This is a genomic window from Sphingomonas zeicaulis (assembly GCF_050433225.1).
Classification (GTDB): domain Bacteria; phylum Pseudomonadota; class Alphaproteobacteria; order Sphingomonadales; family Sphingomonadaceae; genus Sphingomonas_D; species Sphingomonas_D zeicaulis.
The window spans coordinates 432,860-447,914 of the sequence record NZ_JBNPXQ010000002.1; the positions used below are offsets into that span (position 1 = coordinate 432,860).

The 15,055-nt window shown below is 65.3% G+C and carries 9 protein-coding genes; 6 read left to right on the forward strand and 3 right to left on the reverse strand.

The window, feature by feature from the left end; all coding sequences use genetic code 11:
• The first annotated feature begins 41 nt into the window (after positions 1-41).
• From FHS96_RS11155 to FHS96_RS11165, 3 genes are all read left to right on the forward strand, one after another.
• Positions 42-935 carry a LysR family transcriptional regulator gene (locus tag FHS96_RS11155; protein ID WP_429590851.1) on the forward strand — a complete coding sequence of 298 codons (894 nt, stop codon included), beginning with the start codon at positions 42-44 and terminating at the stop codon, positions 933-935.
• A 245-nt stretch (positions 936-1,180) separates the two neighbouring features.
• Positions 1,181-2,527, forward strand: coding sequence for a GntP family permease (locus tag FHS96_RS11160; RefSeq protein WP_429590853.1), 1,347 nt, complete (start codon positions 1,181-1,183; stop codon positions 2,525-2,527).
• Positions 2,528-2,568: 41 nt separating this feature from the next.
• Positions 2,569-3,246, forward strand: coding sequence for a FadR/GntR family transcriptional regulator (locus FHS96_RS11165; RefSeq protein WP_429590856.1), 678 nt, complete (start codon positions 2,569-2,571; stop codon positions 3,244-3,246).
• Between the two features lies 1 nt (position 3,247).
• On the opposite strand, the gene FHS96_RS11170 is transcribed toward FHS96_RS11165, so the two are convergent.
• A complete protein-coding gene (locus tag FHS96_RS11170; protein WP_429590859.1) occupies positions 3,248-3,781 on the reverse strand; it encodes a gluconokinase in 534 nt (177 codons plus the stop codon).
• A 170-nt stretch (positions 3,782-3,951) separates the two neighbouring features.
• Here FHS96_RS11170 and FHS96_RS11175 point away from each other — a divergent pair, with 170 nt between their 5' ends.
• The 3 genes from FHS96_RS11175 (at position 3,952) to FHS96_RS11185 (ending at position 13,232) form a co-directional block, all read left to right on the forward strand.
• Complete coding sequence (locus FHS96_RS11175; RefSeq protein WP_429590861.1) at positions 3,952-6,981, forward strand: glycosyl hydrolase family 28-related protein; 3,030 nt, start codon at positions 3,952-3,954, stop codon at positions 6,979-6,981.
• A 143-nt stretch (positions 6,982-7,124) separates the two neighbouring features.
• Positions 7,125-10,109, forward strand: coding sequence for a TonB-dependent receptor plug domain-containing protein (locus FHS96_RS11180; protein WP_429591771.1), 2,985 nt, complete (start codon positions 7,125-7,127; stop codon positions 10,107-10,109).
• A 78-nt stretch (positions 10,110-10,187) separates the two neighbouring features.
• Positions 10,188-13,232, forward strand: coding sequence for a glycosyl hydrolase family 28-related protein (locus tag FHS96_RS11185; protein WP_429590864.1), 3,045 nt, complete (start codon positions 10,188-10,190; stop codon positions 13,230-13,232).
• 22 nt (positions 13,233-13,254) lie between these two features.
• Here FHS96_RS11185 and FHS96_RS11190 read toward each other — a convergent pair whose 3' ends face one another.
• Together FHS96_RS11190 and FHS96_RS11195 are read right to left on the reverse strand one after the other, a co-directional pair.
• Positions 13,255-13,722 (reverse strand): cupin domain-containing protein, encoded by a 468-nt coding sequence (locus tag FHS96_RS11190; protein WP_429590866.1) that lies wholly within the window; start codon positions 13,720-13,722, stop codon positions 13,255-13,257.
• A complete protein-coding gene (locus FHS96_RS11195) occupies positions 13,719-14,828 on the reverse strand; it encodes a Gfo/Idh/MocA family protein (protein WP_429590868.1) in 1,110 nt (369 codons plus the stop codon). Before FHS96_RS11195 ends, FHS96_RS11190 begins: the two co-directional genes overlap by 4 nt.
• Positions 14,829-15,055: the final 227 nt, after the last annotated feature.

A 15,055-nucleotide genomic window follows, 5' to 3' on the forward strand; every position in this document is an offset into this window, starting at 1 on the left:
AGCCGCTGGCTGCTTCATGCGGTGATGCCTATGATTCATCAATGCGACGCGAAGACCTTACCGATCTTGCTGCCTTCATGGCGGTGGCCGAGGAAAGGAGCTTCACACGCGCGGCCGCGAAGCTCGGCACGTCGCAATCGACGCTAAGCCATATGATGCGGCGGTTGGCGGCGCGGCTGGGTGTCCGCCTGCTGACCCGCACGACGCGCAGCGTCGCGCCGACCGAGGCGGGCGAGAGGCTGCTGACCACGCTGGTGCCGGCGATCAAGAGCATCGATGCGCAGCTCAACACACTCAGCGATTTCCGGGACAAGCCGTCCGGAACGATCCGGATCACGACGTCGCGACACGCCGCCAACACCGTGCTGTGGCCGGTGATTGAGCGGTTGCTGCCCGACTATCCCGATATCCATATCGAACTGAGCATCGATTCCAGCCTCGCCGACATCGTCAGTGACAGGTTCGATGCCGGCGTGCGGCTGGGCGAAGCGCTGGCCAAGGACATGATCGCAGTGCGAGTGGGGCCGGACCTCCGCATGGTGATCGTGGGGGCGCCTTCCTATTTCGCGACGCATCCCAAGCCGCTGGTTCCGCAGGATCTCGGCCGGCACAACTGCATCAACCTGCGCCTCAACACTGCCGGCGGCTTTTATGTGTGGGAATTGGAGAAGGGAGGACGCGAATTGCGCGTCCGGGTGGATGGGCAATTGGCGTTCAACGATGTGGACATGATCGCGCGCGCCGCGGAAGCGGGGGCGGGGCTTGGCTTCGTCATGGAGGATCATGTCGCAGCGCAGGTGGCGGATGGGCGACTGGAATGCGTACTTGAGGACTGGTGCCCGCCGTTCGCCGGCTATCACCTCTATTATCCCAGCCGGCGCCAGCCCTCCGCCGCCTTCGCACTGCTGGTGGATGCGCTGCGCTACCGCGGCTGAATCGCGCCTGCTGGATTCAGGGTGAATTAGTCTGACAGATTGATGGGCCGTCGCGCAAGATAGACCATTTTGAGCGTGCATGCGGGTGCGCCAGCGATAACATGTCCAACAGATCGGGGGATGGAGCGCGCTCGAACCGGTGCGGCATCCCCCATGGAGAGGATGAGGATGAAGGCTGCGCTGCGCCGTCCGGCACATTATGACGCCACGATCCCCTGCGGATCCGCCGGCGGATCAATCGCGCAATGACGGCGGAGGACTATCGGCTGGTCCTGGCGGCCATCGCGGGTATCGCGCTTTCGATCTTCCTCATCATCCGGGTGCGCCTCCATCCGTTCGTGGGGCTGCTGTGCGGCGCCTTCACCGTCGGCGTGCTCGCCGGCGTCCCGATGACGGAGACCGCCGATGCGGTGGAGAAAGGCGCGGGCGCGATTCTGGGTGGCACCGGGCTGGTCGTGGCGCTGGGCCTCGGCCTCGGCGCGATGCTGCAGCTTTCGGATGGCGCAGGCGGCCTCGCCCGCTCGGCGCTGCGCCTCTCCGGCGTCCGCGGCGCGCCCTGGGCCAGTCTGTTCACCGCCCTGCTGATCGGCCTGCCGCTGTTCTTCGAAACCGGGCTGGTGCTGCTGCTGCCGATCGTCGCGTCCGCCGCGGCGGCGCTGCCCAGCGGCCAGAATGACGATGCCGCCAAGCTGCGGCTGATGCTGCCGGCGCTCGCCGGCCTCTCGGTGGTCCACGCGCTGGTGCCGCCGCATCCGGGGCCGCTGCTTGCGGTCGATGCGCTTGGTGCGAGCCTGGGGCTGACCTTGTTCTACGGCCTCATCGTCGGCATCCCGACCGCGATCATCGCCGGGCCGCTGCTCGCGCGCTTTACTGCCCCAGGCGTCAAGCTAAGCCCGCCCTTGCTGGAGCCGGCGAAGGTGGAGGTCGCGACGCCCTCGGTCGGCCGCGCGCTCACCGCGGTGTTACTGCCGGTGGTGCTGATCGCCGCTGGTCAGGCCGTGGCGATGCTACCGGCTGACGTGGCCCTCTATTTCCAATGGCTGCGCTGGGTCAGCGATCCCGTCATCGCGTTGTTGATCGCGGTGCTCGCGGCGCTGCCGCTGCTGTTCGGCCGCCGGATCGCCGATCGCGAGATCCAGAACGCGATCTGGACGGAGGCGATGGTGCCTGCGGGCGGCATATTGCTCGCGATCGGCGCTGGCGGCGCGCTCAAGCAGGTGCTGGTGTCCGCCGGCCTTTCGGACATGTTGGTTCGGGTGGCGGCGGGCGGTGCGATCTCACCTTTGCTGCTTGCCTGGGGCGTATCGGTGTGCATCCGGCTGGCGACGGGATCCGCGACGGTGGCGACGATCACCACTGCGGGCGTGATGCAGGGGCTGGTCGCCACCTCCGGCGTCGCGCCCGAATGGATGGTGCTGGCGATCGGCGCTGGATCCTTGTTCTTCTCCCACGTCAACGATCCCGGCTTCTGGCTGGTGAAATCCTATCTCGGTACCGACATGCCCGGCACCTTCAAGACCTGGTCGGTCATGGAAACCGTCGTCGCGGTGGTCGGTCTGCTGTTGGTGCTTGTGGCGAGCAGCATCTTCTAACATGGGAAGGCGATGAGGCCGGCGATGGGAGAGGAAGCGCGATGAGCCAGGCGCGGCTTTCCGATCAAGTCTATGCGGGCATCGTCGAGATCATCAAGGCCGAGGCGTTGGAGGTTGGCGCGCGGCTGCCGTCCGAAGCGGGGTTGGCGGAGATGTTCGGCGTCTCGCGTGCGATCGTCCGCGAGGCGCTGGTCCGCCTCGCCGCGGACGGCATCACCGAGGCGCGGCGCGGCGCCGGATCCTTCGTGAAGAGCCGGCCGTCAGACAGGCTCGCGGCCTTCATGTCGCTCGCCGAGCTACCCGCCAGCCTGGGCAGCTATGAGGTGCGCTTCGTGCTGGAGGCGGAGGCGGCACGCCTCGCCGCCACCCGCCGCACGCCCGCCGAAATGGCCGATGTCGAGGAGGGGCTTGCGCTGTTGCGCGCCGCCCTGCTCTCCAGCGCGCCAGCGCATGCCGAGGACATGGAGTTGCACCGCCGCATCGCCAAGGCCACCGGCAACCCGGCCTTCCTGCTGGTGTTCGATGCGCTGCAAATGGACATCGAGAAGATCATGCGCGCCGGCGTCGATATCTCCCGTTCCCGCCCGCCCGAGGTGATCGCGACGATGCTGGGGGAGCATGAGGTGATCGTCGACGCCATTCGCGCGCAGGACCCCGAAGGTGCCGCGCTCGCGATGCGCTGGCATTTGTGGGAAGGCCGTCGGCGATTGATGCCGTAGGCTACCCCCGCAGCCATTCCAGTGCCGCGTCTCGCAGCGCATCCGGCTCCGCGCTCGTTTCCAGGATCAGCACCTTTTCCTCCGCCAGCGGTCGCTCGAGCGTGGCCAGTTGGCTGTCGAGCAGGCTGGGCGGCATATAATGCCCCGGCCGGTTGGCGAGGCGGGTGAGGATCTGGTCGCGGCTGTTGTCGAGCAGGATGAAGCGCACTGGATCGCCGACCGCTTCGCGCAACCTGTCCCGATACGCCTTGCGAAGTGCGGAGCAGGCGGTGACGACGACGCCATGCGTCGCCACCGCATCGGCCGCGGCGGTGCCCAGCCGGTCGAGCCAGGGCCAGCGATCCTCGTCGGTCAGCGCGCGGCCGCCGCGCATCTTTTCGACGGCGTCGTCGGAATGGAAGCTGTCGCCTTCGAGGAACGGGCAGTTCAGCGCTTCGGCGAGCAACGCGCCGAGCGTCGATTTCCCGCAACCGCTGACGCCCATGACGATGACGGCAAATGGATGTGCATCGATCTGACCGGCGGGTGATGACAAGAGTGCGTCCTCGCAGACGAGCGATGTCCTGAGCCAAGCATCGCGATGAATTCGTTTCGCCATCATAGGCATGCCCACGGTTCCGTGAATTACGACCATCGTCGCGCGTGCCAAATTGGGTGCGGCGATCTAGCCAGCGTCAACGGTGCGACAACATGGGAGAGAACGCGATGATGGCACGCGGCATGATGGCGGCGCTGCTGGCGGCAACCGCGCTCGGCGGTGCCGGTCCGGCGTGGGCGGCGGGGCAATCGGTGTTTCCCGTGGCGCCCGATGAACCGCGTGCCGTGACCGTCAAGGCAAAGGGCGACGGCCGTAGCGACGACAGCGCGGCGCTGCAGCAGGCGTTCGACAAGGCGCGCGATGAAACCGGCCACGGCATCGTCTTCCTGCCCGCCGGCACCTATCGCATCACCCGCACCTTGACCGTGCCGGCCGGCGTCCGCGTCTATGGCGTCGGCGCCAAGCGACCGGTAATCCTGCTCGCGCCCAACACGCCGGGTTTCCAGCAGGGCGTGTCGACGATGATCGTCTTCGCTGGCGGCGATCAATATAATGTCGGCCAGGTGCCGGTGCCCGTGCCGACAGTGGTGCCGCGCGACAAGGTGGTGCGGGACGCCAATTCAGGCACCTTCTATTCCTCGATGAGCAATGTCGACATCGAGATCGGCGCGGGCAATCCCGCCGCCGCCGGCGTGCGCTTCCGCATGGCGCAGCATGCGTTTCTCAGCCACATGGACTTCCGCTTGGGCTCCGCTTTCGCCGGTGTATACCAGTCCGGCAACGTCATCGAGAATGTCCATTTTCATGGTGGCCGCTATGGCATCGTCACCGAGAAGACCTCCCCCGCCTGGCAGTTCACCTTGCTCGATTCCAGCTTCGACGGGCAGCGCGACGCCGCGATTCGCGAGCATGAAGTGGACCTGACATTGGTCAACGTCAGCATCCGCGATACGCCGGTGGGGATCGAGATCGACCGCGGCTATGGCGACTCGCTGTGGGGCAAGGATGTCCGGTTCGAGAATGTCTCGAAGGCGGCCGTCATCATCTCCAACGAGAACAATGTCTTTACCCAGGTCGGTTTCGAGAACGCGCTGGCGAGCAACAGCCCGGTGTTCGCGCGCTTCCGCGACAGCGGCAAGACGGTGGCGGGCAAAGGCCGTGCCTACAAGGTCTCGTCCTTCTCCTACGGCCTTGCCATCCCCGATCTTGGCCACACCGGCAGCTATGCCACCGAGGCGAAGATCGAGGCGCTGCCCGCCATGCCCGCGCCGCGTACGCCCGCGATCCGCGATCTGCCGGCGATGGCGCAATGGGTGAATGTGAAGTCGCTGGGCGTGGCCGGCGACGGGAAGACCGACGATACCGCCGCAATCCAGAAGGCGATCGACGGTCAGCGCATCCTCTATTTTCCCGCCGGCTTCTACAAGGTGACCGACCGGCTGACCTTGCGGCCGGATACGGTGCTGATCGGCCTGCACCCGGCACTGACACAGCTCTATATTCCCGATGGCAACCCCAACCATGCCGGGCTGGGCGCGGTGCTGCCCATCCTCGAAACCCCGCGCGGCGGCGACAATATCCTGTCGGGTCTCGGCCTGTTCACCGGCCGCATCAACCCGCGCGCTGCCGCGCTGCTGTGGCGATCAGGCGAGACCAGCCTCGTCGAGGATGTGAAGATCATGGGCGGTGGCGGCACGCCGACCGCGGACGGCAAATCGCTCGGCTCGCTCTCCGCGCGCAGCGGCGACCCGGTGTCGGATGGGCGGTGGGACGCACAATATCCCAGCATCTGGGTGACCGATGGCGGCGGCGGCACCTTCGCCGACGTGTGGAGCCCGAACACCTTCGCACAGGCCGGCTTCTATGTCACCGACACCAGCACGCCCGGCCATGTCTATGAGATGTCGGTCGAGCATCACGCGCGCAACGAGTTCGTGCTCGACAATGTGCAGAACTGGGAATTCCTGGCGCCGCAGACCGAGCAGGAAGTGGGCGATGGGCCCAATGCGATCTCGCTGGAAATCCGCAATTCGCGCAACCTGTTGTTCGCCAACTATCACGCCTATCGCGTGACGCGTAGCTATGCGCCCGCGGAAAGCGCGGTGAAGCTGGTGAATTCCAGCGACATCCGCTTCCGCAACGTCCATGTGAACGCCGAGAGCGGCTACGCGACCTGTGACGACGAAGGCTGCGGCACCTTCCTGCGCGCGAGCAAATATCCGTTCGACAATGCGATTGAGGATGTGAGCCGCAAGCTGTTTGTGCGCGAGCGCGAGTTCGCCAGCCTCGACATCGGCGCTGCCGACCGCCGCATCGCACAGCCTTCAGCCAGCAGCGCGAAGGTGAGCAAGCTGGAGGACGGCTTTTGGTCGATCTCCGGCGCGGCAGTCGACGCCAAGGGCGCGCTCTATTTCATCGATCGCCGGTTCCAGCGCATCCATCGCTGGAGCGAGAGCAAGGGGCTGGAGACTGTGCGCGATCATGCGCTGGACCCGGTCAACCTCGCCGTCGACGCATCCGGCCATCTGCTGGTGCTGTCGTCGCTCGGTGCCAAGGGTGGGGTCTATTCCTTCGATCCGACCGCGCCGCAGGACAAGATCACATTGATCCAGCCGACACCGGCTCGTGCCGCCGGCGCGGCGAAGACGCTGCTGCCGGTCAATTGGTGGAACAATGGCGAATTCCGCGACCAGCTCGACCACAAGACCTATGAGTTCACGACACTGGCCGAGATGTTCGCGCGCGACGTCGGCAGCCGCAAGGCCCAGGAATATGTCTCTCCCGACGGCAGCCTATCACTGCCCGCTTTCCGGGTGTGGCAGCAAGGGCCGATCGATCATGTCGGCTGGCGCTGGTCGGACGGGCTCAACGCCAATGGCCTGGTCGGTGCGAAGCCTGGCGAGCGGCTGTTCGTGACCAACGGGTCCGAGAATATCACCTACAGCGGCAAGGTTGGCGCTGGCGGCACTCTGACCGAGCTCAAGCCGTTCGCCAATCGCGGCGGCGAAAGCGTCGCGGTTGCGGCGGACGGCCGGGTCTATGTCGCGAACGGGCAGGTGTTCGTCTATGATCCGAACGGCAGGCAAGTCGGCCGGATCGATGTTCCCGAACGGCCGCTGCAGATTCTGTTCGGCGGTGCCGACGGCCGCACCTTGTTCATCTTGACGCACCACGCGCTCTATTCGGCCCGGCCCTGAGCCCAACCGACACGATCGCGCACGACTACGACCATTGTCTTGCGTGCGGCGCACCTGCCGGCAGGATAATCTTGAAAACGAAGCGCCCGATGTGGGGCACGGCGGCGACATGCGGCCTTAAGACAAAAATGAGGGGATGGATGATGAAGGCGACGATCGGACACTGCCGGCACCTTGCGGGCGTCAGTTTTGCGGCTCTGGTAGCGGTCACATTCGGTGGTGCCGCGCTTGCGCAGGAAGCGCCCGCGCCGGAACCGCAGGAGGCGGCGCTGGCGGATACTGTGACCGTGGCGGACGAGGCGCCCGAAGCGGCGGCGCAGGAGCGTCAGAACGCCGACATCATCGTCACCGGATCGCGCATCACCACCAGCGGCTTCAACGCGCCGACGCCGACCACGGTGATCGGGGCGGAGCAGATCGCCAACAACGCGCAGCCCAACATCTTCAACACGATCGCGCAGCTTCCTTCACTGCAGGGCTCGACCGGTGCCGCCACCGGCACGTTCAGCACGTCGAGCGGCCAGCAGGGGCTGAGCTCCTTCTCGCTGCGCGGTCTCGGCACGATCCGCACTTTGACCCTGCTCGATGGCCAACGCGTGGTCGGCGCCAATGTGACGGGCGTGCCCGACATCAGCCTGTTTCCGCAGCTGCTGGTCCAGCGCGTGGACGTGGTGACCGGCGGCGCCTCCGCCTCCTACGGTTCGGATGCGGTGGGCGGTGTCGTGAACTTCATCACCAACACCAAGTTCGAAGGTTTCAAGGGCAACATCCAGGGCGGCATCACCGACTACAAGGACAATCAGCAGGTTCTGATCCAGGGCGCCTGGGGCAAGTCCTTCGGCCGACTGCACGTGATCGTCAGCGGCGAATATGATCATGAGGAAGGTGTGGGGCCGGGCAATTTCGGCACCGACCTCGCCGGCGATCGCAACTGGTATCGCGCGACGACATTGGTCAACACCGGCGTGCTCAACAGCAACAACCCGCAATACCTCTACCGCGATTTCGGGCAGCCCTATCAATATGCCAAATATGGCCTGATCAACAACGGGCCGCTGCAGGGCATCGCGTTCGATGCCGCGGGCAATCCCTATAATTTCCAATATGGTTCCAACGGCACGCCGGCGCGCAACGCCGGGGGCACCGTCAATGGCTGCTTCGTCGGCTTCTGCGTGGGCGGCGACATGTCCGGCCATGTCGGTTCGGGCACCTCGCTGCAGTCCGCGCTGGAACGCATCAACGGCTACACTCGCGTCGCCTATGAGTTCGCGCCGGACAATGAGATCTACGCCACCGTCAACATCGCGCGGGTGAAGACCAACAACCAGCCCAACCCCGGTGCCGCACGCACCGATCTCACCATCCAGTGCAGCAATCCCTATCTGCCGGAATCGATCGCGACGGCCTGCGCGACCGCGGGCATCACCAACTTTCGCTATGGCCTCAGCAACGCGATCCTGCCCAACATCCAAGTCTACACGAACCGCAAGCAATATCGCTTCGTGGCAGGTGCCAAGGGCAAGATCGCAAGCAACTGGAATTACGATGCCTATTATGAGCATGGCATCAACATCACCGACATCGATGTCGAGAACATCATGCTCAATCGCCGTTACAACCAGGCGGCGGACGCGATCCGGCTGAACGGTCAGATCGTCTGCCGCGATCCAGTGGCGCGTGCCAGCGGCTGCGTGCCGATCAACATCTTCGGCAACAACATCCCGTCGACGGCGGCGCTCGCCTACATCACCCCTGAAAACGGCCCGTTCCAGCACACCAAGCAGACGCAGGACGTCGCCAGCCTCAATATCTCGGGCTCGCCGTTCGAACTGTGGGCGGGGCCGGTTTCGGTGGCGTTCGGCGGCGAATATCGCCGCGAATATTACCGGGTTAACGCCGACCCCTATGGTGCGGGCGTGATGGACGTGAGCCCCAACAGTCCCGAATATCCGGCGGACCCCATTCTCAACGCGGTGGATGGCAGCAACTGGTATGCCGGCAACTACAAGAATGGCCGCGGCCGCTATGAGGTGGTCGAGGGCTTCGTCGAGGTCGATCTGCCGCTGATCGACTCCGAAGGCGCCGGCCGCGCCAATATCAACGGCGCCGCACGCGTGACCGATTACAGCACATCGGGCACGGTCTGGTCATGGAAGGTCGGCGGCACCTGGGATACGCCGCTCGACGGGTTCCGCCTGCGCGCGGTGACCTCGCGCGACGTGCGCGCGCCGAACCTCTCCGAACTCTTCGCGGCGCCGGTGACGACCACCGTTCCCAACTTTACCGACCCACGCAATGGCGGCCAGCAGGTGCTGATCATCCAGAACACGGTTGGCAATCCCAACCTGCGGCCCGAAATCGCGCGCAACACCGAAGTAGGCGCGGTGCTTTCCAATCCGCCCTGGCTGCCGGGGTTCAGCCTCTCGTTCGACTATTACAAGATCAAGCTTGAGGGGGTGATCTCCAGCCTTTCGGCGCAGCAGATCGTCAACCTCTGCTTCCTCGAGAACATCACCTCGACCTGCGGCTCGTTCGATCTCGACAGCGCGTTCAAGTTCGTCAACGTCCAGTCGTTCAACCTCGCCTCGATCAAGACCGACGGTTTCGACATCGAGGCGAGCTATCAGTGGCGCAAGCCGCTGGGGCTGGACGGTTCGCTGACGGTGCGCGCGTTGGCGACCCACATCCGCAAGTTCGTGACCGATCCCGGCATTCCGGGCACGATCCCGGTCGACACCGCGGGCGTCAATACGGGTGCCACGCCCGACTGGAAATGGCTGGCGATCCAGACCTACGAGAACGACCAGTTCAGCTTCACCGTGCAGGAACGCTGGTTCTCCAGCGGCAATTTCGGCAACCAGTATATCGAATGCCAGGCCGGAAGCTGCCCGGCATCGACCGCCAACAACCCGACGATCGACTATAACCACATGAAGGGCGCGTTCTACGTCGACATCGGCGGCTCCTACAACATCAACGAGCAGGTTCGCTTCTACTTCAAGGTCGACAATCTGTTCGATCGCGACCCGGAGGCGAGCCCGCAGACCAACACCGGCCTCGACGTCAACCCAGCGCTCTACGACACGCTGGGCCGTACCTACCGCGCCGGGCTCCGCTTCAACTTCTAGATTTTCCCAGTCCCCTCCCCAAACTTGTCCCGGCCCTCACAGGCCGGGACATTTCTTTGGTCCCGCCGGAGAAGCTGCATGTATCGCGGATTGAGTGGAGCCTGTGCTTCGGTGCTGCTGTTCCTGGCGGCGGCGGGAACGGCCCATGCCTCCCCCTCCGTCTACCGCACCGCGCCCGACGAACCGGCGGCGGTGAGGGTGGCGGGCGTAGGGGACGGGCGCGCGGATGACAGCGCCGCGATCCAGGCGGCGATCGACAAGGCGGCGGAGAAGGGCGGTGGCGGCATCGTCTTCCTGCCGGCCGGCACCTACCGCATCACCCGCACCCTCTTTCTGTGGCCCGGCGTACGCATCTTCGGCATCGGCGAACAGCGGCCAGTGATCCTGCTCGGCCGCAACACGCCCGGCTTCCAGCGCGGCGTGGCGCATATGCTGATCTTCGCCGGCGGCCGGCGCGAGCGCGACCCCAAGGACAAGCGGGAAGTGGCCTTTCCGCCCCCGGGCAGCGTGCCGTTCAACAAGGATGTTCCGGACGCCAATCCCGGCACCTTCTATTCTGCGCTGGGCAATATTGACTTCCGTATTTTGGAGGGCAACGCCGCTGCCACCGCGATCCGTTTCCATTCCGCGCAGCACAGCTTCGTCAGCCATGTCGATTTCGACATCGGGTCGGGACTTGCCGGGCTCTACCATGTCGCCAACGAGGCGGAGGACCTCCATTTTCGCGGCGGCCGCTATGGCATCCTCGCCGAGAAGCCATCTCCCGCCTGGCCGTTCGCCTTGGTCGACGCAACGTTCGAGGGGCAGCGCGATGCAGCAATCCGCGAGCATGAGGCGGGGCTGACGCTCGTCAATGTCGGGATCCGCAATACTCCGGTCGGCATCGAGATCGACCGCGGCTATGGCGACTGGCTGTGGGGGCAGGATGTGCGCTTCGAGAATGTCTCGAAGGCGGGCGTGATCATCTCCAACGAGAAGAATGTCTATACGCAGGTCGGCTTCCAGAATGTCGTCGCTGCCAACACCCCAGTGTTCGCCCGCTTCCGCGACAGCGGAAAGACCGTCGCGGGCGCGGGGCCGACCTACAAGGTCGCGTCCTTCACGCACGGCCTGACCCTACCCGGCCTTGGCCGCATCGGCGACTACCGGACAGAGATGAGGGCGGAACGCATTGCCGCGCTGCCCGCGCCTTTCGCCCCCGCAATCCGCGCGCTGCCGCCGGTGTCGGATTGGGTGAGCGCGCGGAGCCTCGGCGCGAAGGGGGACGACAAGACCGACGATACCGCCGCGATCCAGAAGGCGATCGACGGCAATCCCGTCGTCTATCTGCCCGCGGGCTTCTACAAGGTCAGCGATACGCTGCGGCTGCGCCCCGACACGGTGCTGGTGGGGCTTCATCCGAGTCTGACGCAGATCTCGTTGCCCGATGGTACGCCCGGCTTCCAGGGCGTTGGCGCACCGAAGGCGTTGATCGAGAGCGCGAAAGGTGGCGATGCGATCATTGCCGGTGTCGGCCTCAACACCAATGGCATCAATCCGCGCGCGACCGCCTTGCTGTGGAAGGCCGGCGCCACGTCGATGGTCAATGACGTCAAGTTCCAGGGCGGGCATGGCACCAACCTGTTCGACGGCACGCGGACCATGCCCTACAACAACAATGGCACCGCTGATCCCGATGCGGCGAAGCGCTGGGAGGGGCAATATGCCAGCCTGTGGGTCACCGATGGCGGCGGCGGCACCTTTGCCAATGTCTGGAGCCCCAGCACCTTCGGCCATCCCGGCATCCTGATTTCGGATACCGAGACGCCGGGGCGGATCATCCAGGCCTCGGTCGAGCATCATGTCCGCACCGAGATCGGCCTCAATCGCGTCGCCAATTGGGAGTTGCTGGCGCCGCAGACCGAGGGTGAGGCGGGCGAAAGCGGCGATGCGGTGGCGCTGGAGATCCGCAATTCGCGCAACATCCTCGTTGCCAATCTCCACGGCTATCGCGTCACCCGCACCCGCAAGGCAGCGCCGGCGGCGGTGACGCTCTATAACTCGCAGGACATCCGCTTCCGCAATGTTCATGTGAACGCCGAAAGCGGGCTCGGCACCTGCGACGAGAATGGCTGCGCCACCTTCCTGCGGCTGACGAAATTCCCGTTCGAGAATGCGATCCGCGACGTGACCAGCGGGCTCGACGTGCGCGAGCGCGAATTCGCGGTGCTCGACGTGCCGGCAAAACCCGAACAGGTCGCGCCCGTCTCCTATCTCGGCGGCAAGGTCGAGCGGCTGGCGGATGGCTTTCATTCGATCGGCGGCGGCGCGGTGGATGCGCAGGGGCGGCTCTACTTCATCGATCGCCACTTCCAGCGCATCTGGCGCTGGTCCGAGGATCGCAGGCTGGAGATCGTGCGTGACGCTACGCTCGACCCGGTTAACCTGACGATCGACAAGGCGGGCAATCTGCTCGTGCTCTCCTCCTTCGGGCGCAACGGGACCGTCTACAGCATCACCCCCGATGCGCCGGATACGCAGGTGACGGTGATCGCGCCGACCCCGGCGGCCCCGCGCATGGGCGCCGCGACGGTGCTGCCGGTCAACTGGTGGAACAATGGCGAGTTCAAGGATCAGCTCGATCTAAGAACCTATGAATTCACCACGCTCGCCGAGATGTTCGCGCGCGATATGGCGGTCCCCAAGGCGCAGGAATATGTCTCGCCTGACGGTTCGCTGGTGCTTCCCGCGTGGCGTGTGTTCGCGCAGGGGCCGTCCGACCATCGCGGCCTGCGCTTCTCCGACTCGCTGGACACCTACGGCTTCATCCAGGGAAAGCCGGGCGAGCGCGTCTATCTCACCAACGGCTCGGAGAACCGCACCTATAGCGGCGTGATCGGTGCGGGCGGCGCGGTGACCGGGCTCAAGCCCTTCGCCGATCGCGGGGGCGAGGGCGTGACCAGCGATGGCCAGGGGCGCGTCTATGTCGCCAACGGTCAAGTGTTTGTCTACACGGCGGACGGCAAGGAGATCGGCCGCATCGACGTGCCCGAACGGCCGTTGCAGATCCTGTTCGGCGGCGCCGACCGCAAGACACTCTACATGCTGGCGCATCACGGGCTTTACGCATGGCGTATGCCCTGAACCCGTGATGCGGCGCCGGGCATCAGGGCGCCTTCGGCAGCTTGATGCCCAGCAGCACGAGGTGGGTGCCGTCGATCCCGAACCAGTGCGGCGCGCCCGCCGGGATCAGCATGACGTCACCTGGGGCCAGCTTGTGCGTGGTGCCGCCCTCGATCCGGCTGCCCTCGGTAAGGCCCGGCCGGCGCACTTCCGGATCGGCGAGCGTGCCGCCCATGATTAGCGTGCCCGCCCCCTCGACGACGATCGCATATTCCGCTTCGTCGGGATGAACCGCGGGGCGGCCCGGCTTGCGCCAATATTCGAGCGCAGCGACGGCCTTGCCGTCGCTGACCACCGGCGATGCCATGAACCCCTGATCGGGCTTCATCGCCTTTGCCATCTTCGCCACCTTTGCCCGCACCTCCGCGGAGGCGGCGAAGTCGATCGGCGCCTGGGCGGCGGCTGGAAAGGCGAGCGTGAGCGCGGCCGCCGCGGCAAGGCGCGCGATCATGCCTTGGCGCCCAGCGGGATGCGCCGGCCTTCGCGCGCCGATCGATAGATCGCCTCGATGATCCGCATGTCGCGCAGCCCTTCCTCTCCCGACACGATCGGTTCGTTGCCGGTCCGCACGCATTGTACGAGATGATCGAGCTGCCCGGCGAACTGGGTTTTGTGCGGAGTGGCGGGCGGCGTCACCTCCTGCTCACGTCCGTCGCGCCCGGTCCACATCCGATTGCCGGCATAGCGCGTCGCCGGCTCCAGTTCGGCGCGGCCCTTGTCACCCATCACCAGGATGCGGTTCTGGTTGGCGCTGTACATCGAATAGCAGCCGGCCATCACACCGGACGGAAATTCCAAGGTGAATTCGATCATGTCCTCCACCTCGGTGAAGCGCGGATCGCTGCGATCCGTCGATTCCCGCGCATACACTGCGATCGGCTCCTCGCCGGTCATGTAGCGCGAGGCCTGCAGCGCGTAGATGCCGATATCCATCAGCGATCCGCCGCCGGAAAGCGCCCGCTTCAACCGCCAGACCGACGGATCGCGCATCACGAAGCCATGTTCGGAGCGGACGTAGCGCAGCTTGCCGAGCGCACCGCTCGAAGCGAGCCGGATCGCTTCCAGGTTGGTGGCCTCGAAATGGCACCGATAGCCGATCATGAGCTTTCGCTTCGCCGCCTTGCAGGCCGCGATCATCGCTTCGCACTCGGCGACCGAAGTCGCCATCGGCTTTTCGCACATCACATGCTTGCCGGCGCGCGCCGCGCGGATCGTATACTCCGCATGCATCGAATTGGGCAGGCAGACATAGACGATGTCGACGTCCGGATTGTTGCGGATGCTGTCGAAATTCTCGTACGAATAGATCGCGGTCTTGGGCAGGCCATGTTCCGCCACGACCCGCGCCGCCTTCGCGGGATCGCCGCTGACCACCGCGGCCAGCCGGCTGTGCGCGCAATTCACGAATTGCGGGATGATCGTCTTGAGGCCGTATTGGCCGAGGCCGACGATCGCATAGCCCAATGGCCGCCCGGTCGCTGCCTGCGCCGCGCCGGCGGATCCGGCGACCAGCGCCGCCGCGGCCGACAACAGGATGTCGCGTCGATCGAAATCCATCTGTCTTCCTCTCCTGTTGGATACGTGCTGGTCGATGCCGCTCATTGCATGCTTGATCTTGACCACCCGGACGGCGGTAGCGCTAACGAAAGGCTAGATAATCTGTCCGGCGAGTTCAAGGAATTCGCACTGAACGCGACTTTGGTCGCAGATGCTTGCGCAAATCTGCTCGACAACGTGTCGACGACTCAACCGGATCTGCGGAGCCAATTCCCATGATCGGTGTT

Excerpts from the sequence above, each read along its gene's own strand:
- FHS96_RS11180 (WP_429591771.1), top strand. The coding sequence starts at position 7,125 with ATGAAGGCGACGATCGGACACTGCCGGCACCTTGCGGGCGTCAGTTTT.
- FHS96_RS11175 (WP_429590861.1), top strand. The coding sequence starts at position 3,952 with ATGATGGCACGCGGCATGATGGCGGCGCTGCTGGCGGCAACCGCGCTC.
- FHS96_RS11195 (WP_429590868.1), bottom strand. The coding sequence starts at position 14,828 with ATGGATTTCGATCGACGCGACATCCTGTTGTCGGCCGCGGCGGCGCTG.
- FHS96_RS11190 (WP_429590866.1), bottom strand. The coding sequence starts at position 13,722 with ATGATCGCGCGCCTTGCCGCGGCGGCCGCGCTCACGCTCGCCTTTCCA.
- FHS96_RS11185 (WP_429590864.1), top strand. The coding sequence starts at position 10,188 with ATGTATCGCGGATTGAGTGGAGCCTGTGCTTCGGTGCTGCTGTTCCTG.
- FHS96_RS11165 (WP_429590856.1), top strand. The coding sequence starts at position 2,569 with ATGAGCCAGGCGCGGCTTTCCGATCAAGTCTATGCGGGCATCGTCGAG.
- FHS96_RS11155 (WP_429590851.1), top strand. The coding sequence starts at position 42 with ATGCGACGCGAAGACCTTACCGATCTTGCTGCCTTCATGGCGGTGGCC.
- FHS96_RS11160 (WP_429590853.1), top strand. The coding sequence starts at position 1,181 with ATGACGGCGGAGGACTATCGGCTGGTCCTGGCGGCCATCGCGGGTATC.